This window comes from Heyndrickxia sporothermodurans, from assembly GCF_003055045.1.
GTDB classification, from domain to species: Bacteria; Bacillota; Bacilli; order Bacillales; family Bacillaceae_C; genus Heyndrickxia; species Heyndrickxia sporothermodurans.
On the sequence record NZ_NAZB01000028.1, the window covers coordinates 25,327 to 44,286 of the forward strand.

Below are 18,960 nucleotides of genomic sequence, written 5' to 3' on the forward strand. Positions count from 1 at the left end.
TTTATCCTTTTTCCTTGTATAGATCATTCATCTTTTGAAGTAAATTCTTTAATTTCCGTCTCACATGCTCTGGTTTCATTACTTCGATTCGATCCATAAGACTAAATAAAAATCGGTACATGCCCTCGTCTTCAGGCATATCTATCGTTACAAGAAGTTGATCTTTTTCGCCTTTGATGACATTTTCTACTCCAAACATTTCTTCCATTAGTGCAAGATCACTAGAATTGAATGAAAGGGTTAATTCTGTGGTCCGTTCCGGATGATACCATTCTTTATCCCATGGAGAATCGTCAATTTGAATCTCTTTCCTTACAAATTTTTTCTTTAGAACATTTAATTCCTTCATTCTTGCAATCTTAAATAAACGAAATTGCTCCTTTTGCAGGCAAAAGGCATATAAATACCAGGATTGGCCCTTTAGTACAATCGTATGCGGTTCAACTTCACGATTCGATTCTTTACCTGAACTGTTTGAATAAAAGAACTGAACACAAACATTCGATTCGATTGCTTTTTTTAACATTGTTACTTTTTCTATCAGCACAGGGCTTCCTCCCCATGGACTAAAATCAATAAATATTGTCTCAGGGGGCTGCTGTCCATTTGATATTCCTTTTATCTTTTCTAATACTGAAGTAACATGTGCATCTCGATAAGATGTCGAGACACTCTTTAAGGCAGTTGTAATAGCTCCTATCTCATCCCGCGTTAAAAGGTTTTTATCCATTCGAAAACCATCAATTAAACCAATTCCGCCGTTTTGACCTTGATACGTAACAATCGGAATACCTGCCAGATTTAATGAATCAATATCTCTGTAAATTGTCCTCACTGAAACATCAAACATGTCCGCAAGCTCCTGTGCCTGTACTCTTCTTTGATTGATCAAGATCATCGTAATTGCCAACAAACGATCCAATTTCATAGGATAATTCCCTTCTTCAATTTATATATTGATTACATGATAAAAGAAAAACCGATTTTTAGCACGTGCTAAAAATCGGTTTTTCTAATCATTATTTCCGATGCATCTTAAATTCTAAGAACAGCTCATTGTAATGTGCAAGCATTCTTTTTCCGAGATTCTCATACACTTCAAGACCTTCCGCCTTGTCTAAATCCGGGTAGAATCGCTTATCACCAGATACTTCTTTATCTAAATAGCTTAATGCTTTTTCATTCGGTGTGGAGTAGCCGACATAGTCAGCATTGGCCGCTGCATTTTTTGGATCAAGCATGAAATTAATAAACTTATGCGCGCCATCGATATTCTTCGCCGTTTTTGGAATGACCATATTATCAAACCATAGGTTGGAACCTTCCTTTGGAACGACATAGTCCAACTTTTCATTTTCATCGATAATCTCTGACGCATCACCGGACCAAACGACACCAACTGCCGCTTCCTCATTAGCAAGAAGCAATTTAATTTCATCACCAACAATCGCCTTTACATTTGGTGTAAGTTTATCTAGCTTTCTTTTTGCTTCTTGAAGATGTGCTTCGTTTGTATCATTTAATGAATAATGAAGACTATTTAACCCCATTCCCATTACCTCACGCGCACCGTCAGCAAGTAAAATGGAATTGCGCAAATCTTTGTCCCATAAATCATTCCAACTCGTAATCTTTTTCCCATTCAATAACGATGGATTATAAACGATTCCAACTGTTCCCCAAAAATAAGGAATCGAATATTTATTTTTTTCATCAAAAGGTAAATCTAGAAAACGAGGATTAATATATTTTAAATTCGGCAACTTGGAATGATCAATTGGAATAAGCAACTTTTCTTCCTTCATTTTTTCAATCGCATACTCAGATGGTACTACCACATCAAATGTCGTGCCACCCTGTTCAATTTTTGTCATCATCGCTTCATTTGAATCAAATGTTTGATAGATAACTTTAATCCCTGTTTCCTTCTCAAATTTTTTAATCAGTTTCGGCTCGATATAATCTCCCCAGTTATAAACAGTTAATGTATTCCCACCGGATAATCCTTGGGACGAATTCAATCGATTAATGAAAAAGAGAATCGCAAATGACACGATAAAAATCGTTACAAACACACGAACTAGCTGTTTCATTTTCTTACCCCCATTCCGTTCGGACGGTTATTACGTTGATTAATAAAGTAATAACCGATAACAAGAATGATCGTGAACAAGAAAATAAGTGTAGACAAAGCATTAATAGATAATGAGATTCCTTGTCTTGCGCGTGAATAAATTTCTACAGACAACGTGGAGAATCCGTTCCCTGTTACGAAAAAGGTCACCGCAAAATCATCTAAAGAATAAGTCAATGCCATAAAGAAACCGGCAAAAATTCCGGGTGTGATAAATGGAAGAACAACCTTTGTAAGGACGTTCCAACGGCTAGCCCCCAAATCACGTGCCGCATCAAGCAGAGTAGGACTCATTTCTTGCAGCTTCGGAATGACCATTAATACAACAATCGGTACACTGAAGGCGATATGTGAGAGTAGAACCGAAATGAAACCAAGTTTAATCCCAATAATCGTAAATAATATTAAAAATGAAGCACCGATAATGACATCCGGACTAACAATCAATACATTATTTAGTGTAAGTAATGTATTTTTTGTTCGTCTTCTTTTTACAAAATAAATGGCAAGAGCGCCAATTACGCCGAGAATTGTTGAAAGTGCCGCCGATAAAAGGGCAATAACAACTGTGTTTAATACAATAATTAATAGACGGGTATCGTGAAATACTTCCTTGTACCACTCAAGTGTAAAGCCTTCAAAATCATGCATCGCTCCTCCACTATTAAAGGAGTAAAACATTAAATAGAAGATCGGGGCATAAAGAATGATAAAAATAATAACTAAATAAATATTAAAAATCTTTCCCTTTCGTTTCATTCGTATCCCCTCACTTTCTATTACCTGTTACGATCATGAATAATGCCATCGCAATGATTAAAAAGACAGCTATCGTTGAACCCATTCCCCAATCTTGGGTTACAAGAAAATGTTGTTCAATCGCCGTACCTAGTGTGATGACTCGATTTCCAGCAATTAAACGGGTAATCATAAATAAGGACAATGCCGGAATAAAGACAACTTGGCATCCAGATTTTACACCATCAATCGTTAATGGAAAAATCACTCGTTTAAAGGTCGTCCACGCAGACGCGCCTAAATCTCTTGAAGCATCAATAAGTGTTGGATTCAACTCTTCCAGCGAATTGAATATCGGCATAATCATAAACGGAATAAAAATATACACAGCGACAAATAAGAAACTAAAGTCAGTGAACAAAATTTGTTTTGTCCCAATCCCAATCCATTCTAAAAATGAATTAGCTGCTCCATACGTTCCGAATATCCCGATAAAAGCATAGGCTTTCAGCAATAAATTGATCCATGTTGGTAAAATAATTAATAATAACCATAGTTGTTTATGCTTTGTTTTTGTTAATAAATAGGCCGTTGGGTAGGCAATTATAAGCGAAATCGCGGTAATCAAAAATGCATACCAAAACGAGCTAAGTGTCATCTTTAAATAAACGTGTGTAAAAAAGTTTTTGTAATTCTCAAAAGAGAAATCCCCATCGATATTAAAGAAAGAATAATAAAGAATGAGTAGAATAGGTGCGACGATAAAAAGAATGATCCATAATACATAAGGAATAAGATAGATATTGCGGGATTTAGTTTGCATGGCCGTCCTCATTATATGCTTCTAATCGTTTATCAAATTCCTCTTCTGTCTCACCAAATCTCATGACATGAATCGCTTCTGGATCAAAATATAGACCTATCTCATCACCTACAACAGCTTTTTTCGTCGAATGAACTAACCACTCATTACCCGCCTCATCATAACAGCAAATCTCATAATGAACTCCACGAAATAATTGCGAATCCACACGTACTTTCAGTTTGCCCTGATCTTTTTTCGTAATTTCTAAATCCTCAGGACGGATAACTATTTCAACCGACTCATTTGGATTAAATCCGCGGTCCACACATTCAAATTGCTTTCCTACAAACTCTACTTTAAAGTCTTGAATCATTTTACCAGGAACGATATTGGACTCCCCGATAAAATCCGCCACAAACCGATTGATTGGCTCATCGTAAATATCCGTTGGCGTCCCGCTTTGTTGAATTTTTCCTTTATTTAAGACAAAAATTTCATCTGACATCGCGAGTGCTTCTTCTTGGTCATGAGTAACAAAGATAAAGGTAATTCCAAGTCGACGCTGTAATTCACGAAGCTCATACTGCATTTCCGTACGAAGCTTTAAATCAAGTGCCGATAGTGGTTCATCTAGAAGAATCACTTCCGGTTCATTGACAATGGCCCTAGCAATTGCGACCCGCTGCCGTTGTCCACCCGACATCTCTTTTATTTCACGTGTTTCATAGCCTTCTAAATTGACAAATTTTAATGCTTCTTTCACTTTTTGTTGAATCTGAGCATTTTTCATCTTTTTGATTCGCAGTCCAAATGCGACATTTTCAAATACGTTTAAATGAGGAAAGAGTGCATAATCTTGGAAAACCGTATTTACTTGTCGTTCATTTGCCGGAACATGATTAATCATTTTCCCATTGAAGTAAATTTCCCCTTGACTCGCCTCAGTAAAACCAGCAATAAGTCGTAATATTGTCGTCTTTCCGCACCCCGATGGACCAAGTAATGTATAAAATTTCCCTCTTTCAATTTCAAAACTAACACTATCTAAGACAGCAGGGTCATCATCGTATTGTTTTGTTACACCTTCAAAACGAATGATTGTATTATCTGTCATAGTGGCTTCCCCCTTTTAAATTTATAAGTATGATTCCGTTGCAACGAGAAGTATTTGTGATGTACCAGGATAATCATTCGTAATTTGATGTCTTTCAGCAGCGTGATAATAAATGACTTCCCCCGCTCTAGCTGAATAAACCCGCCTTCCTAAGCGGACGCTGATTTTTCCAGTTAATACATAGGCAAAAGTCTCTGATAAAGATGGTTCAAATTCCTTGAATTCACCCTTCTCTTCAAGAGTTAGAATGATCGGTTCCATTTCTTTTTCATTTGATTCTGGAACGAGCCATTGAATCTGATATCCACGTTCTTCATCGACGTATTCCGTTTGATCTTCATCACCATAAACAACCTTCTGTTCTAGTTCTTGCTCATCAAAAAAATCCTTCGGTGCACATCCTAGAACTTCTAAAATATCAAAAAACGTTTCTATGGAAGGAGAACTTAAATCCCGTTCAATTTGCGAAATATATCCTTTACTCAAATCTGTTCTCTCGCCAAGTTCTTCCTGTGTTAGCCCTTTTTTCAATCGTAAGTTTTTGATCTTTTTTCCGATTTGCATCGTATAACCTCAAGTCTGTTTACTATTAGTAAACTACCAATAAATAAAGTTTATTAATACTAAACTTTAAGTTTACTTCCTAGACCATTATACATAATTGTTATAAAAATTCAATTGAAATATAAAAATATCTTGAAGTACTTGTCATATTTATCGAAAATTCCGCCTAATTTTCTCTATGCAAAATTCCTTTGCATAATCCCCACTTCAGTGCTATGTTTTTACTGATTAAAGTTAAATATGGGGGTTACATAATGCGGAAATCACATCGTTTTAAACACAGAATTATGGTTTTATTAGTAATGGCTTTAGCCTTTGTAACAGCCGCATGCGGGAATTCAGATAGTTCCAAGGAAAAGAAAGAAACCGCATGGGATAAAATAAAAAAAGACGGAAAAATAACTGTTGCCACTGCAGGGACCCTTTATCCTGCTTCTTTCCATGAATCCAAAACAGATAAATTAACGGGCTTTGAGGTTGAAGTAGTTCGTGAAATGGCCAAAAGAATGGGACTTAAAGTGGACTTTGTCGAAATGGCCTTTGACGGAATGCTCACTTCTATTAATAGTGGAAAAGTCGATGTCGCTGCAAACGATATCGCTATTACAGATGAACGAAAAGAGAAATTTTCTTTTTCAACACCGTATAAGTTTTCTTTTGCAACAGCTATTGTGAGAAAAGATGATTTATCTGGAATAAAAACAGTCGAAGATATTAAAGGAAAAACGGCTGCTGGTGAAGCAACAACAACTTATATGAAAATTGCTCGTAAATACGGTGCAAAAGAAGTCACATATGATAATGCTACAAATGAACAATATTTACGTGATGTTTCTTCTGGACGTACAGATATCATTATTAATGACTACTATTTACAAAAGCTTGCACTTGCTGCATTTCCGAAATTAAATATCACCATTCATCCTGATCTTAAATTTAATACGCGTGATGAAGGTGTCGGAATGATTATGAAAAAAGATAATACAGAATTAAAGAAACATATTAATAAAACGATTCAGGAAATGCTTGATGACGGGACCATCACGAAAATTTCTAAACAATTTTTTGATGGCGATGATGTAACGAAAAAGCCAGATCTTAAATACTAGGGAGAGAGAAACATGGGAACAATTCAATGGGAATATATCTTTAATACAAAATTGGCCATTGAATCCTTTCCTTATGTCATTAAAGGGATTGGCTATACTTTACTCATTTCTATAGTCAGTATGTTCTTCGGGTTATTGCTAGGATTTTTTCTTGCACTTGGTCGAATGTCAAAAAATTATATTTTTCAGCTTCCAGCGCGTACTTATATCTCTTTTATGCGTGGTGTCCCAATTATTGTTCTCTTGTTTATTCTTTATTTCGGCTTTCCGATGATTGGAATTACTTTTACAGCAGTAACGGCTGCGATTATCGGCTTTAGCCTAAATAGTGCTGCGTATATGGCAGAAATCAATCGTTCAGCCATCGCCTCTGTTGATAAAGGCCAATGGGAAGCATCTGCATCCCTTGGACTTTCCTATTGGCAAACGATGCGAAAGATTATTCTTCCACAGGCTGTCAAAATCGCCATACCGCCACTATCAAATGTATTACTGGATTTAGTCAAAGGTACTTCGCTAGCTGCGATGATCACTGTCCCTGAACTACTTCAAAAAGCAAAAATTGTTGGAGGAAGGGAATTAGATTATATGACAATGTATATTTTAGTCGCGCTCATCTATTGGGGAATCTGTTCAATCATAGCAGTAATGCAAAATCACCTTGAAAAAAGATATGAAATGCAAAGCAGTTAAAAAAGATGGCATTAGTGAAGCCATCTTTTTTTTTCGGTTTGTGGCTCATACTTGCCTAGCATATACAAGTCTTTTTCTTAGAACCAATTTTCCCTCGTGCTTCTACCTTTTTTATATACTCTGTTGCTAATGGAACCTTGCAGGCGGTTTCTCCGATATTTACTTGAACTTTCCCAATGTTTTCTCCAACTTCATAAGCCTCTTTGTGTAACACTTTTACAAACGTTCCAACCGCAATCACAAAATTGTTCATTGTATATCGAACTCGATTCTTTTCTTGGTGAATCGTTGTCTCGATTCTATTTAATAATTGGCGAACTTCTTCGATATCAAGATTCTCATCAGGTGTAATAGAAAGATAATTTGTATAAGTACTCCATCCACAAGTAGCGATCGTTTCATTCTCAGATTCAATCCATTCCCTAGCTAAATCAATGGCATAATTAGTTTCCGCCGCCACTCCCGCCACCGAGTATTCAGCTAATCCGTAACAATATGCCTGTTTCACCCATTTTTGCAGCAATTCTTTCGATACAAATTTAGGATTTACCGTAAGTCCTGCTAGATACATCGCATCATAATTTCCAGTTTCGTATAATGAAAGAGCTAATTCTTGATCCTTTTTCACGTGTTTAACAAGTTTTTTCAGATCACCTACTTTGACCCCAAAAATCGGCTCCGTTGCCCCATGTCGAATGAACGTTTTCTTTGTTTGCTCTGTTCCCAGTTCTTTTAACTTTTCCATTATTTCTTGTAAAGTCATATTTTCACCTCACAGCATTTAATTTTTTAAATTATAACCCATCCTTCTTACTAATATCAAAAAACTCATAAAAATCCATCAAATGCTCTTTTTTGTCTTTCAATGCTATGTTTGCTAAGATTAGTTCAAAAATGCACAATGCTATTAATAGAATAATCCCTTCAATCATGACATAGTCACTCCTTTTCTTCATTAAGGAAAAGGTAATTTATGAAACGCGTTTCAGGTCAAGATTGATTTTTTTACTGAAAGGAATTTTTTTATGGCAAATATTCGTGAAATTGCAAAGCTTGCCGGTGTATCCGTTACAACGGTTTCAAGGGTACTCAACAATCACCCATATGTGAGTGAAGAAAAAAGGAATTCCGTGCGAAAAGCAATGGAAGCATTAAATTATAAAAGGAATATAAACGCCGTTCATTTGTCAAAAGGGACTTCTAATATGATTGGTGTCGTTCTCCCTACCATCAATCATCCCTATTTCAGTAGTATCGTAGATGGCATAGCCGAGGAAGCGATGAAAGATAATCAGCAGCTTATTCTGTTTCAAACAAATTATGAAACAACGAAAGAGTTAGACGCTCTTGAAATGCTAAGAGGGAATTTAATTGATGGACTCGTATTTTGCTCCCGTGCCATATCTCTTGAAGTAGTAAAGGAATACAAGGAATATGGTCCTATCATTCTATGTGAAGATTCTGATCAAGCTATATTTCCTTCAATTAGTATCCCACATGAAAAAGCCTTTCAATTTGGGCTTCAATATTTAGTTTCCAAAGGGCATACTCGAATTGCTTATTGTCTTGGCAGAAAAGAAGGTCCTAATAGTTTAAAAAGAATAAGAGCGTACGAAACTATGATGAAGAAACTAAATCAAAAAGTTCGAGATGAGTGGCTTTTTGATCGCTGTTTAACGATTGAAGATGGACGCGAGGTCCTGTTGAAATATATCCAATTAACGGAAAAACCAACTGCGTTTCTCGTAGGTAATGACCAAGTTGCCGCAGGGTTAATATTAGCATCAAAAAATTATCGCTTAAGTATTCCAAAAGACTTCGCTATTTTAAGCTTTGATAACCAGCCCATCTCTGAAATAATGGGGATTTCAACAATCGAAATCCAGACTAAAGAAATCGGACGACTAGCCGTTCAATCAATTAAAAAATATGAAAATGAATCTAATAGACTTATCTTACCTTTTAAATTAATTGAACGTGATTCTGTTTAAACGAACAAATTTTTTGCCGCTTCCACATTATTCGATAAATTTCTCGGGAAATATTTCTTTTTTCGACGAATATTTTAATCTAGTCTCGTGCAAGTAATCATTTATTGCCCGTTTGTTTTTTAACATGATGACTTTTCTTTCTGCTGCTGAAGATTGGAAGGCATTAAAACGGTCCGCCATTTTATTCTTCCGTGGATAATAAGTGGAAATAATAAATTTAATAAACTGGTAGTCTATTTTTTCTTTGCATCCTTTTCCCATGTCGGGACGGGTTCTTCCGATATTCATGAGGAATCTCTTTATCACCCGAAATAAACAAACGGATAGAGGAAGCTCCAAGTAGATAATCGTGTCTGCACGGGAAGCTCGAATGTCGTATGTACCTGTGTAGTTCCCCTCAATAATCCATTGTTCTTTTTTCACAACTTCTTCTTGAGCTCCACGAAACTCATCTACTGTTGCTTCAACCCAACCCGGCTTCCAATAATGTGCATCCAAATGGTAAACATCAATTTGCAAAATATCACCTAGCTTTCTAGCAAAAGTAGACTTTCCAACTCCTGCAGATACTCCCATAATCATTATACGTTTCATTCATACACCTCCTTTTATCATAATATTCATTTTATTCAAGACAAACATCTTACCAAAATCCATTTCTTGGTGCAAGTGGCTGCTCGGTCTTTTTTTCAAAAACGCGAAAAAAATATATACTATATTTTAGAATCAAATTTACTATTAAAGGAGTTTCAAATATGTACATTTCATCGATTGAAATCCAACTGTCTTACGCAGATACAGATATGATGGGAGTTATCTACCATGGGAATTATGTAAAGTGGATCGAGCTTGGCAGGACAAAACTTATCGAGGATGTCGGTTATAATTATCTCGATATGGAAAAGTCGGGTTATTATGCACCCGTATATAATCTAGAAATAACTTATAAAAAATCTATTAAATACGGCGATAAAGTAATTGTAAAAACCTGGGTGGAAGAAAACAAAAATTTGAGGACAATCTATGGATTTACGATTGTAAACGGAGAAGATGAAATATGTGCGGAAGGAACAACAACACATATTGTTGTGAGAAAAGAAGACTTTAAACCAGTCCAATTCAAAAAGGTATTTCCTGAATGGTTTCAAAAATATGAAGAAATTAAGAGAAAATAAAGCGAGCCGATCGTTTGTCGGCTCGCTTTCGAATGCTTTTAAACAATAAATTTATTCACTAACTCTTTTAATTCTTCTGCTGTAGAAGCAAGGGCTCTTGCAGAAGAGTTTATTTCCTCCATTGAAGCTAGTTGCTGTTCTGTAGATGCAGCAACTTCTTCAGAGCTTGATGCGTTTTCTTGTGAATGCATCGATACCTCTTTAGCGGATGTGGAAACTTCTTCTACACTAGCTGATATTTGTTGTACTGTTGCAGTAATTTCCTCAATTTGTGGGGCAATATTTTTTGTTTGATCAATTATTGCCTTAAACTTTTGGGATGTTTCAATAGTGACTGTAACACCTTGCTCTGCATTGTTTGTTACTTCATTCATCATTTCTAGTGAATTTTTAATATCCATTTGAATGCTATTAATAATATTGGCGATGGATTGAGTTGAGGTTTGAGACTGCTCAGCCAGTTTTTTTACCTCATCTGCAACCACCGCAAAGCCTTTCCCATGTTCGCCGGCGCGGGCTGCTTCGATCGCTGCGTTAAGTGCAAGGAGATTTGTTTGATCTGAAATACCACTAATTACATCGAGAATCTTACCTATTTCATTTGAACGATTCGAAAGTGTTTGAATTACTTCATTTAGGTTACTCACTGATTCATGAATGAATTTTATCTGTGATAATGTACCTTCTACCGAATTACCGCCTTCTTCAGCCTCTATCGATGTCTCTCTTGATAATTCGGAAACATTCGTTGAGCTTTCAGCAATACGTGTAACTCCGTGTAAAATTTCATTTAGTGAATTCGAGTTTTCCTCTATTTTCACAGAAGATTGTTCCGCACCACTTGCAATTTCTTGAATAGCCGTTGCGACATGTTCCGTTGCGGCTGTTGTTTGATCTGCACTGGCAGTTAGTTCTTCAGATGCCGCAGCCACTTGTTGTGAAGTATCTCTTACGGTCTTGATTATACCTTGTAGGCCGCTAATCATATTATTGAAAGAAGCTGTTAATTTTCCAATCTCATCTTTAGATTGGTACGTTCCTTTTACTGTAAAATCTCCATTCTCAGCTTTGGATAGTAGTTTAGCAATATGATTGGTAGGCTTAACGATCATTTTTGTAATAAACAATCCAATCAAGATTAATACTATTATAGAAATTGCACTTATTAAGATAACTAGAAGGATTGCATTATTAATTGTTTGTTTATTATTATCGTTTAATTGATCTGCCACTTTTTCATTTAATTTTTGTAAATCCTTAAGCGTCGTATTCACTAATTCTACTTGTGGCAGTAATTCAGCGGTATATAGCTGATAAGCTTCTGTATTTTGATTATTCCGCGCTAATTGAATCACTTTTTCTTGTAATTTTTGTAAGTCTATATCACTTTTTTTGTAAGCCTCAAGTTTTTCCATTTCTGCAGGTGTAAGTTTTGCTGAAAATAGCTTTTCCATCACGTCATTTATTTCTTTTTGCAATGTTACAATATCATCAATCATCTCTTTATTTCGAATTGAATTTTTTGTAATCATTAACTCCAAAATATCTTCATCAATTGCACGATTATCTTCAATTACTTTTCCTAGCCATTGGTTTGGAATAAACCGATGGGTAAACATTTTTTCTGTTTCGTTCGCAATATTTTTCATGAAGATAAGGCTCATTACTCCAACTAGTACTAATGCTAAAATTTCTATAGCAATTAATAATGCTAATTTCTTAGCTGTTTTTAAATTTCTTAGTAAACCCACAAAACATTCTCCTTATGATTGAAATTAAACGCTCTCCATTGCTAGATTTTCAAATTATTTTATTTATACATTTTATGTATCGACAAAAAACAGTAATGTTTTATAGAGTTTCGACATTTTTCTACAAAATATGACGATCCAAAAAGGAACCCGCTTACTTGGGTTTGAACGTTCGGACTCACTAAATGATCAACACACAAATTAAAAAAAAGAATGCAATGGGTAAAGATCATGCCATTGCAATCTTTTTATTTCGATAACTATGCTTATTTTAACGTTCTAAATTAGTCGCTGGCGGCTTTTCCAGCCATCCATTTTTCACCATAAGTTTATTTCCATCATTCGCGTAATCAGCAACATCCTTTGCAGCCAATAAGGCCTTCAACTGTAAATCATTTCGTAGACTAAAGGCAAATCCGAATGCATTTCCCCCGAGACTAAGATTACAAAGTAAGCTATTACAATACAGCATGAACTTATCTGAAAATGGGCTTATCTTCGAACTTGATACGTTTCCTACGGATGAAATAGTAGGGGTAATATCATCTTCTAAAAGAATTTCACCAAATTGCTTAAGAATTTTCTTGGAAATCTCCATACCTTTATGAAAGTACTGTTTTACCTCTTTTGCTTCAGCTACCTGTGTAAAAGCAAACATTAACGTCATACCCAAATTATTCGATTCCATGCCATGAAATAGTGATGAAAGTTCAATCGTATTTATATGCCTTGCATTACTTAGTAAATTTAACCCGCTTAAATACTTCATATCGTTTATAAATTCATTTGTCTTAGGCATAGGTACAAAAGGAGGGCGAGTAAGCATTCCTTTTTCTAACAAATATTGCGTACATTTATTATAACATCCTTGAGTAATTGCTGTTAAATCCTTATAGAGATTAATGATATCCTCACGATAGGCCTTTCCCATATTAAGTGTATACAGCCCCATACTAACTTCTTTTATCATCCGAAGAAACATAATATCCAGTCCATTTTCAAATAGTCTCGGTGCTTCAACATTTACGTCTTGAGAAGTAAACCCGACCGGCAATGCAGATCCTGCTTTTTCAAAAATATGTTTAATTCTTTCCACATTTTTATCTAAATCCTTATATAAATCAGTCATAATTTTTTCGGATTTATGATCATCTGCCTTAGGAATTAAATATTCTAATAAACGAAGAATAAATGTCTTTTCCTGATATGTTAACCATAATGTACCCACTTCGCTTGAAGAAATAGTAGGTTGATTCGGCATATTCGCTCACCTCAGTTTTAAATCTTTTTACTAGATTTTCCAAAGCCACTTTTATTATTCATTCAGTTGTACAACCAGTAGAAACATCCCTAGTCTTATACATATATTCAATGGAAAATACAAACAATAAATACGGTGATATCACCAAACTAACTTTTATTTGGAGGGGTAACCTATGAGAAATCTTGAGACAATTTTACAATTACTCATATATAATTTGAGGAGACTTGTACAACAGATCCTTCATAGATTTAATGGGTTAATGAACATCTCTATTCTTTCATAAAAATGCCATTTAAAAGTTAGTAAAAGGAGCGCACAGATGAGATTGTGCACTCCTTTTTTTTAGGAGAAAAATTTAATCCATTTACTTTTTCATAAAAACATGTTAAATTACCCAATGAACCAATCATCCTACAAATTAGAGGTGTGAATTCTTGGATATATCCAAAACTAACCGTTTATCATTAGTAGAGCAAATCGTTTCCCAAATGGAAACTTTAATTGAGTCGAATTCATGGCCAGTTGGGAGTAAAATTCCACCTGAATTAGAATTAATGCAACAATTTGATGTAAGTCGCAATACATTGAGAGAGGCTATTCGAGCTCTCGTACATGCAGGACTTCTTCAGACGAAGCAAGGGAGCGGTACATTTGTCTGTTCATCGAGTGTCCTTGGAGCTGCTCTCGAAAAAAGAATTCAAAAAGCAAATCTATTAGAAACCTTAGAAGTTAGGCATGCGCTTGAAAGGGAAGCCGCACAATTAGCAGCAATGCGAAGGGACAAAGAAGATATTAATCGATTGCAAGAAAAATTAAAGGCTTGCCAAATTGCAGCTGAACAAGGGAATAGCAAATTATATGTAGAAGCAGATTTCGAGTTACACAAATCGATTGTAGAGGCATCTCATAATAGTATTTTGATCGATTTATATGAACATATGACAATCCCTCTCCAAACATCGATCCAAAACTTAGCGGACATTACTACACACACCGATTTTCATATAGGAATCCATGAAAAGCTTATTGAGGCTATTTTAGAACAAAACTCTAGTCAAGCGACTGACTCAGTTAATGAGTATATTGCTCAATTTAAAGAAACATTGAAATAAAAAATGGAGGTTCATCATGGGATTACATCAAGTATCTATTCACCAAGAGCATCAGCAAACTAAAATTAGTGTAAAATCAAAAACATTATTACTAATAATCGGTATTATTTTTATTGGGGCAAACTTAAGAGCACCAATAACAGCTGTGGGACCATTAATTTCATCGATTCGTGACAGTTTAGGAATATCTAATATACTAGCAGGTACTTTGACAACCGTTCCATTACTTGCTTTTGCCTTACTTTCCCCATTCGCACCAAAATTATCTCGTAAATATGGCATGGAAGGTACGCTGTTCGTTTCACTAATTTTATTGACTGCTGGCATTGTTTTAAGAACCATTCCGGGCGTCGGTACGTTATTTGCAGGGACCGTCTTAGTTGGCTTAGGCATTGCTATTTGTAATGTCTTGTTACCAAGTGTGATCAAGCATAAATTTCCTCAAAATCTTGGTGTCATGACCGGCATTTATGCAGTTTCAATGAACCTTTGTGGGGCTATTGCATCGGGATTAAGTACCCCTATTTCTTTAAAAATAGGATGGCATGGAGCTCTTGGTTACTGGGGCCTATTTGCACTCATTTCTATTCTTTTTTGGATTCCACAAATTCGTTCAAGACAAAAGCCAATGAAAAAGGAATCAGAAAAAAAGCAATCTATTAACTTGTGGAAATCTAAACTCGCCTGGCAAGTAACCATCTTTATGGGACTGCAATCACTTATCTTCTACACGATTGTCGCTTGGTTGCCAGAAATACTCGTACAGCAAGGGGTTAGTTCTAATTCAGCAGGATGGATGCTCTCATTAATGCAGTTTGCTGTCATTCCATTTACCTTTATCGTTCCAATTTTAGCTGGACGAATGAAGAACCAGCTTTTATTAGTGGCAATAACAGGAGTGCTATTCATCGCTGGTATGTTCGGAATTCTTTACGGCAGTGAGGCGCTGATTCCATTATGGGTGATAATGATAGGTATTGCAGGAGGATTTGCATTTAGTTTGGCTATGATGTTCTTCAGTCTTCGTACAAGAAGTACACATGAAGCCGCAGAATTATCCGGAATGGCCCAATCATTTGGTTACCTTCTTGCGGCAGCTGGACCAACATTGTTCGGAATTCTACATGATACATTTCATAGCTGGACAATGCCTCTATGGATGTTAATTATCGTTTCCTTCCTTATTCTTGTAACAGGTATAAGTGCTGGAAAAAAAGGATATGTTTCAACGAATTAATTTAAAAAATGAAAGAAGTGGGCGAAGCGGATTACCGTCACGCTTCCTTTAATCAACAATTTTTATCTCCCTTTTCTAAATGTTTTCTCGTTTGGAAACATTTCCTTCTTGAATTGAATGGGATTATACATTAGAAATATCGTATAATTATGTTAATCTAAAGAACTTTGACAAGCGTTTTTCCTGCCTAGGTTTAAATATGCTACGAACATCACTTAAACACGTCAAAGTTCTTTTCATTTTTCCGTACAAGTGTATTATAAATTTTAAGGTCTAGCAACCTCAAATAATAGATTTACTTTTAAAACCGAAATCTAGTTTATAAAATCTAGTTTTTTACTACTTTACATATTCCCCAATTGAGTTTTAAGTTGCATAAACACCTCTTTATAAAGTCAATAATTTATCAGTCAAAAATCATAAAGAAGTTATTAAATGAACTGAGAAAGGCTCATCATAGTTAGATAAAACTTATAGTAGAGTTAAAAAATACACGTAATGTATCTTGGTTTCTGGTAAAAAATAAATTTAATGAAATCGAAAAACTAATTTCAGAATTTCTAGTTAGTATATCATATGAACATGCCTATAGACAGGTGAAAGATTTGATAAGATAATTATTAATAAGTTCGTTGTAAAAAATGTGATGATGCAGTAGGGTCCCAGTATATGTGGAGGATTTTTTTGTAAAGAAGGAAAGATTGTATATTTGCTTATACAGTTCTCAATTAGTTAACATAATCAAAAATTATCGGTAGTTCCGAAAGTCAGTGAAATATTGTGATCACTGGCTTTTTCGAACTACCGATTTTAATTAAATTATACATGATAGAAAATGTTAAAAACATGAATATATCAACGTTTTGAAATTTTTAATATCTAATTGAGGATAACTTTTCCTTAAAAGCGATTTTTTATTTTTGATATTTTTTTTGACCTTCCTTAATAACATTAATAGAGTCCATATTAGAACCATTATTTAAAATTTCGGTTTGATTTGTTTCTAAAGGAATCTTCCCAAAGGTCACTCCTCTTGGTGCATACGTATCATTTTCACTATCATATATCATATACAAGAGGTATTCATCATCGATATTCATTAATTGATAACCATTAACATGAACATTAGTATTGTTTTTAGCATCGTAGAATGCACTTTCAATTACAGTAATAATATCATTATTATTTAATTCTTTTGAAGTTTCATTTTTAATAATTTCACTGATTTTAAATTCAGTACGAGTATAACCACTAGCAATTCCACCAATATAATCAACTACCTGTTCCTCGTTGATTTTTTTTCCTTTCACGATTACTGGTGTTTTTTCTGCAAGTTCATTTAAATCTTTAAAGCCATCAGTTTTTGCTTCTGCAAATGAATCTTTAGGTGTTTGAATTTTAGAAGCTTCTATTTTCATATAAAAGAATATTGAAGCCATAAAAACTATTAATATACCTGGAATAATTAGTAATGTCTTTTTTTTCATTGTTTCTGTCACCCCTTTTATTAATAAATTTTATTAATTCCGGCCCAATCATCGGACAGTGGTGTTTTTTTATCATTAAATCCAGTTTTTCTCATAACAGATATTGAATTATTAGCTTTTTGAGTATGATCTAAACCTAAAGCATGTCCAACTTCATGGACTGCAGTTTCTGTCTTACGAGTAGCACTCAATCCTTTAAAATCCTTCCAAAAGGTAATTCTTACTTGAGAACTACTCTTACTTCCATAAGCAGTTGTGACTGATAAACTAGATTTAACAGTTTCCGATAAATAATATTTTACACTTTTAAACTTGGATGGTTAGATTCTTTGTCCTCCTGCCCTAGGGCAGGAGGACAAAGAAAAATCAGAACTTACTAACATCCGTTCCTATTAAAATATTTCTCTATCACTGTTATATTTTATTCGTTGATGATGATTTACAGTGATGGAGGACATGAAAGGTGGACAAGTTTGAAGTGTATGTAGACATTCGTCAATTATTAAAGCAAGGGTTCAGTAAAGCAAAAATAGCCAAAAAGTTAGGAATTTCCCGACCTACTCTGTATCGATACCTTCAAAAGGATCCGAAAGAAATGGCAGACTGGGTAGATTCCCTCCAAGTCAGGTCGAAAAAATTGGATCCATATAAGGATAAGATTTTATCCTGGCTCAAAGAGAATCCAGACATGTCGGCTGCCCAAGTGGAAGATTGGTTAAGAGAGAGAGATTCTTCCTTGGAGATATCGGAGAGCACTGTCAGGGGCTATGTCAGGAAACTTCGAGAAGATTATGATCTTCCAAAAGAAATTCGTGTTCGTGACTATGAAGCTGTTCCAGAAATGGCCATGGGGGAACAAGCACAAGTGGATTTTGGAGAAACCATACAGGAGACCCCTGAAAGGAAGAAAGCAAAACTTTATTTCATAGCTTTTGTCTTATCGCATTCACGTTATAAGTATGTAGAATGGCTAGATAGGCCTTTTACAACAAGAGATTTGATAAATGCCCATGAAAATGCATTTAAGTGGTTTGAAGGGATTCCACATGAAATGGTATATGACCAGGATTCAGTCATTGTCGTCAGTGAAAATGGGGGAAACCTTATTTACACAAAGGAATTTGAAGTGTACCGCCAACAGCGTGGTTTAAAGGTAAGGATTTGTCGCAAAGCAGATCCAGAAAGCAAAGGGAGAATTGAAAATGTAGTCGGATATATCAAGAAAAATTTCGCCAAGCATCGGATATTTACCAATATCGATCGCTGGAATGAAGATTCGTGGAAATGGCTTAATCGTACAGGGAACTATAAAATTCATCAGACTACAAAAAAAAGACCGGTCGAAGTGTTTCAAGAAGAAAAACACCATTTAAGACCAGTCCCTAACCCGTTAGAATTCAGTAATGTAAAACCTGTATCTAGTATAACAAGAACGGTTCGCCGGGACAATACAATCCGATATCAGTCCAACCGATATTCTGTTCCTCTAGGTACATTTAATAAACAAGAAAAGGTATATATACAAAGAACCGAAGAACATCTGCTTATATATGCATCTCCCAATGGCCCGTTAATGGCCGAACATAAAATTTGTCATGGGAAAGGTCAATTGATTCAAGACCGGCAACATACTAGAGATAGATCAAAAGGAATCGACGCCTACATGGATACAGTAGCCAGTTATTTTACCGATTCCCATCTGGCACAATGTTTTCTGAAGGAAATCAGGGATCGATATCCTTGATATATACGTGATCAATTACAGATCATCATGAATCAGCTAAAA

20 protein-coding genes are annotated in these 18,960 nt (G+C 35.2%); 7 read left to right on the top strand and 13 right to left on the bottom strand.

The window, feature by feature from the left end:
• Window position 1: 1 nt before the first annotated feature.
• From B5V89_RS12815 to B5V89_RS12840, 6 genes are all read right to left on the bottom strand, one after another.
• Window positions 2–928, bottom strand: a complete 927-nt coding sequence (locus B5V89_RS12815) for a helix-turn-helix transcriptional regulator (protein ID WP_108072336.1) — start codon at window positions 926–928, stop codon at window positions 2–4.
• A gap of 91 nt (window positions 929–1,019) precedes the next feature.
• Window positions 1,020–2,093 (bottom strand): ABC transporter substrate-binding protein, encoded by a 1,074-nt coding sequence (locus B5V89_RS12820; RefSeq protein WP_108072338.1) that lies wholly within the window; start codon window positions 2,091–2,093, stop codon window positions 1,020–1,022.
• The gene (locus B5V89_RS12825; protein WP_108072339.1) at window positions 2,090–2,893 is read right to left on the bottom strand and encodes an ABC transporter permease; all 804 of its coding nucleotides are present in this window, start codon (window positions 2,891–2,893) and stop codon (window positions 2,090–2,092) included. Before B5V89_RS12825 ends, B5V89_RS12820 begins: the two co-directional genes overlap by 4 nt.
• A gap of 10 nt (window positions 2,894–2,903) precedes the next feature.
• Window positions 2,904–3,695 (bottom strand): ABC transporter permease, encoded by a 792-nt coding sequence (locus B5V89_RS12830; RefSeq protein ID WP_108072341.1) that lies wholly within the window; start codon window positions 3,693–3,695, stop codon window positions 2,904–2,906.
• The gene (locus B5V89_RS12835; protein ID WP_107921186.1) at window positions 3,685–4,791 is read right to left on the bottom strand and encodes an ABC transporter ATP-binding protein; all 1,107 of its coding nucleotides are present in this window, start codon (window positions 4,789–4,791) and stop codon (window positions 3,685–3,687) included. The genes B5V89_RS12830 and B5V89_RS12835 overlap by 11 nt, the downstream gene beginning before the upstream one ends.
• Window positions 4,792–4,812: 21 nt before the next feature.
• Window positions 4,813–5,355 (bottom strand): helix-turn-helix domain-containing protein, encoded by a 543-nt coding sequence (locus B5V89_RS12840; protein WP_108072342.1) that lies wholly within the window; start codon window positions 5,353–5,355, stop codon window positions 4,813–4,815.
• A 254-nt stretch (window positions 5,356–5,609) separates the two neighbouring features.
• Between B5V89_RS12840 and B5V89_RS12845 the strand changes: the two genes are divergently transcribed.
• Both B5V89_RS12845 and B5V89_RS12850 read left to right on the top strand, forming a co-directional pair.
• Window positions 5,610–6,464, top strand: a complete 855-nt coding sequence (locus tag B5V89_RS12845; RefSeq protein ID WP_108072343.1) for a transporter substrate-binding domain-containing protein — start codon at window positions 5,610–5,612, stop codon at window positions 6,462–6,464.
• Window positions 6,465–6,476: 12 nt separating this feature from the next.
• Window positions 6,477–7,157, top strand: a complete 681-nt coding sequence (locus B5V89_RS12850) for an amino acid ABC transporter permease (RefSeq protein ID WP_108072345.1) — start codon at window positions 6,477–6,479, stop codon at window positions 7,155–7,157.
• Between the two features lie 55 nt (window positions 7,158–7,212).
• Here B5V89_RS12850 and B5V89_RS12855 read toward each other — a convergent pair whose 3' ends face one another.
• Complete coding sequence (locus B5V89_RS12855) at window positions 7,213–7,920, bottom strand: DNA alkylation repair protein (RefSeq protein WP_108072346.1); 708 nt, start codon at window positions 7,918–7,920, stop codon at window positions 7,213–7,215.
• A gap of 31 nt (window positions 7,921–7,951) precedes the next feature.
• Window positions 7,952–8,089 (bottom strand): hypothetical protein, encoded by a 138-nt coding sequence (locus B5V89_RS20110; RefSeq protein ID WP_160331394.1) that lies wholly within the window; start codon window positions 8,087–8,089, stop codon window positions 7,952–7,954.
• Window positions 8,090–8,182: 93 nt separating this feature from the next.
• On the opposite strand from B5V89_RS20110, the gene B5V89_RS12860 reads away from it, so the two are divergent.
• Window positions 8,183–9,148: a LacI family DNA-binding transcriptional regulator gene (locus B5V89_RS12860; protein ID WP_108072348.1), complete on the top strand. Its 966-nt coding sequence runs from the start codon at window positions 8,183–8,185 to the stop codon at window positions 9,146–9,148.
• A gap of 27 nt (window positions 9,149–9,175) precedes the next feature.
• On the opposite strand, the gene B5V89_RS12865 is transcribed toward B5V89_RS12860, so the two are convergent.
• Window positions 9,176–9,742, bottom strand: a complete 567-nt coding sequence (locus B5V89_RS12865) for a P-loop NTPase family protein (RefSeq protein WP_066225817.1) — start codon at window positions 9,740–9,742, stop codon at window positions 9,176–9,178.
• A 161-nt stretch (window positions 9,743–9,903) separates the two neighbouring features.
• Between B5V89_RS12865 and B5V89_RS12870 the strand changes: the two genes are divergently transcribed.
• On the top strand, window positions 9,904–10,323 hold the full coding sequence (locus B5V89_RS12870) for an acyl-CoA thioesterase (protein ID WP_066225814.1): 420 nt from the start codon (window positions 9,904–9,906) through the stop codon (window positions 10,321–10,323).
• 38 nt (window positions 10,324–10,361) lie between these two features.
• Here B5V89_RS12870 and B5V89_RS12875 read toward each other — a convergent pair whose 3' ends face one another.
• Window positions 10,362–12,074, bottom strand: a complete 1,713-nt coding sequence (locus B5V89_RS12875; RefSeq protein WP_108072349.1) for a methyl-accepting chemotaxis protein — start codon at window positions 12,072–12,074, stop codon at window positions 10,362–10,364.
• 271 nt (window positions 12,075–12,345) lie between these two features.
• Window positions 12,346–13,335 (bottom strand): DUF3231 family protein, encoded by a 990-nt coding sequence (locus B5V89_RS12880; RefSeq protein ID WP_107920155.1) that lies wholly within the window; start codon window positions 13,333–13,335, stop codon window positions 12,346–12,348.
• Window positions 13,336–13,772: 437 nt separating this feature from the next.
• Here B5V89_RS12880 and B5V89_RS12885 point away from each other — a divergent pair, with 437 nt between their 5' ends.
• Together B5V89_RS12885 and B5V89_RS12890 are read left to right on the top strand one after the other, a co-directional pair.
• On the top strand, window positions 13,773–14,450 hold the full coding sequence (locus B5V89_RS12885; protein WP_108072351.1) for a FadR/GntR family transcriptional regulator: 678 nt from the start codon (window positions 13,773–13,775) through the stop codon (window positions 14,448–14,450).
• A gap of 16 nt (window positions 14,451–14,466) precedes the next feature.
• Entirely contained in the window at window positions 14,467–15,687 is a 1,221-nt protein-coding gene (locus tag B5V89_RS12890; protein ID WP_066225811.1) for a CynX/NimT family MFS transporter, read from the top strand.
• Window positions 15,688–16,601: 914 nt separating this feature from the next.
• On the opposite strand, the gene B5V89_RS12895 is transcribed toward B5V89_RS12890, so the two are convergent.
• Complete coding sequence (locus tag B5V89_RS12895) at window positions 16,602–17,174, bottom strand: hypothetical protein (RefSeq protein WP_107920156.1); 573 nt, start codon at window positions 17,172–17,174, stop codon at window positions 16,602–16,604.
• Between the two features lie 20 nt (window positions 17,175–17,194).
• On the bottom strand, window positions 17,195–17,365 hold the full coding sequence (locus tag B5V89_RS12900; RefSeq protein ID WP_244913494.1) for a matrixin family metalloprotease: 171 nt from the start codon (window positions 17,363–17,365) through the stop codon (window positions 17,195–17,197).
• A gap of 272 nt (window positions 17,366–17,637) precedes the next feature.
• Between B5V89_RS12900 and istA the strand changes: the two genes are divergently transcribed.
• Window positions 17,638–18,918 carry an IS21 family transposase gene (istA, locus tag B5V89_RS12905; protein ID WP_244913495.1) on the top strand — a complete coding sequence of 427 codons (1,281 nt, stop codon included), beginning with the start codon at window positions 17,638–17,640 and terminating at the stop codon, window positions 18,916–18,918.
• Window positions 18,919–18,960: the final 42 nt, after the last annotated feature.

Coding starts and splice junctions, on each gene's coding strand:
- B5V89_RS12845 (WP_108072343.1), top strand. CDS start 5,610: ATGCGGAAATCACATCGTTTTAAACACAGAATTATGGTTTTATTAGTA.
- B5V89_RS12820 (WP_108072338.1), bottom strand. CDS start 2,093: ATGAAACAGCTAGTTCGTGTGTTTGTAACGATTTTTATCGTGTCATTT.
- B5V89_RS12865 (WP_066225817.1), bottom strand. CDS start 9,742: ATGAAACGTATAATGATTATGGGAGTATCTGCAGGAGTTGGAAAGTCT.
- B5V89_RS20110 (WP_160331394.1), bottom strand. CDS start 8,089: ATGATTGAAGGGATTATTCTATTAATAGCATTGTGCATTTTTGAACTA.
- B5V89_RS12840 (WP_108072342.1), bottom strand. CDS start 5,355: ATGCAAATCGGAAAAAAGATCAAAAACTTACGATTGAAAAAAGGGCTA.
- B5V89_RS12890 (WP_066225811.1), top strand. CDS start 14,467: ATGGGATTACATCAAGTATCTATTCACCAAGAGCATCAGCAAACTAAA.
- B5V89_RS12855 (WP_108072346.1), bottom strand. CDS start 7,920: ATGACTTTACAAGAAATAATGGAAAAGTTAAAAGAACTGGGAACAGAG.
- B5V89_RS12870 (WP_066225814.1), top strand. CDS start 9,904: ATGTACATTTCATCGATTGAAATCCAACTGTCTTACGCAGATACAGAT.
- B5V89_RS12850 (WP_108072345.1), top strand. CDS start 6,477: ATGGGAACAATTCAATGGGAATATATCTTTAATACAAAATTGGCCATT.
- B5V89_RS12825 (WP_108072339.1), bottom strand. CDS start 2,893: ATGAAACGAAAGGGAAAGATTTTTAATATTTATTTAGTTATTATTTTT.
- B5V89_RS12880 (WP_107920155.1), bottom strand. CDS start 13,335: ATGCCGAATCAACCTACTATTTCTTCAAGCGAAGTGGGTACATTATGG.
- B5V89_RS12860 (WP_108072348.1), top strand. CDS start 8,183: ATGGCAAATATTCGTGAAATTGCAAAGCTTGCCGGTGTATCCGTTACA.
- B5V89_RS12835 (WP_107921186.1), bottom strand. CDS start 4,791: ATGACAGATAATACAATCATTCGTTTTGAAGGTGTAACAAAACAATAC.
- B5V89_RS12895 (WP_107920156.1), bottom strand. CDS start 17,174: ATGAAAAAAAAGACATTACTAATTATTCCAGGTATATTAATAGTTTTT.
- B5V89_RS12815 (WP_108072336.1), bottom strand. CDS start 928: ATGAAATTGGATCGTTTGTTGGCAATTACGATGATCTTGATCAATCAA.
- B5V89_RS12830 (WP_108072341.1), bottom strand. CDS start 3,695: ATGCAAACTAAATCCCGCAATATCTATCTTATTCCTTATGTATTATGG.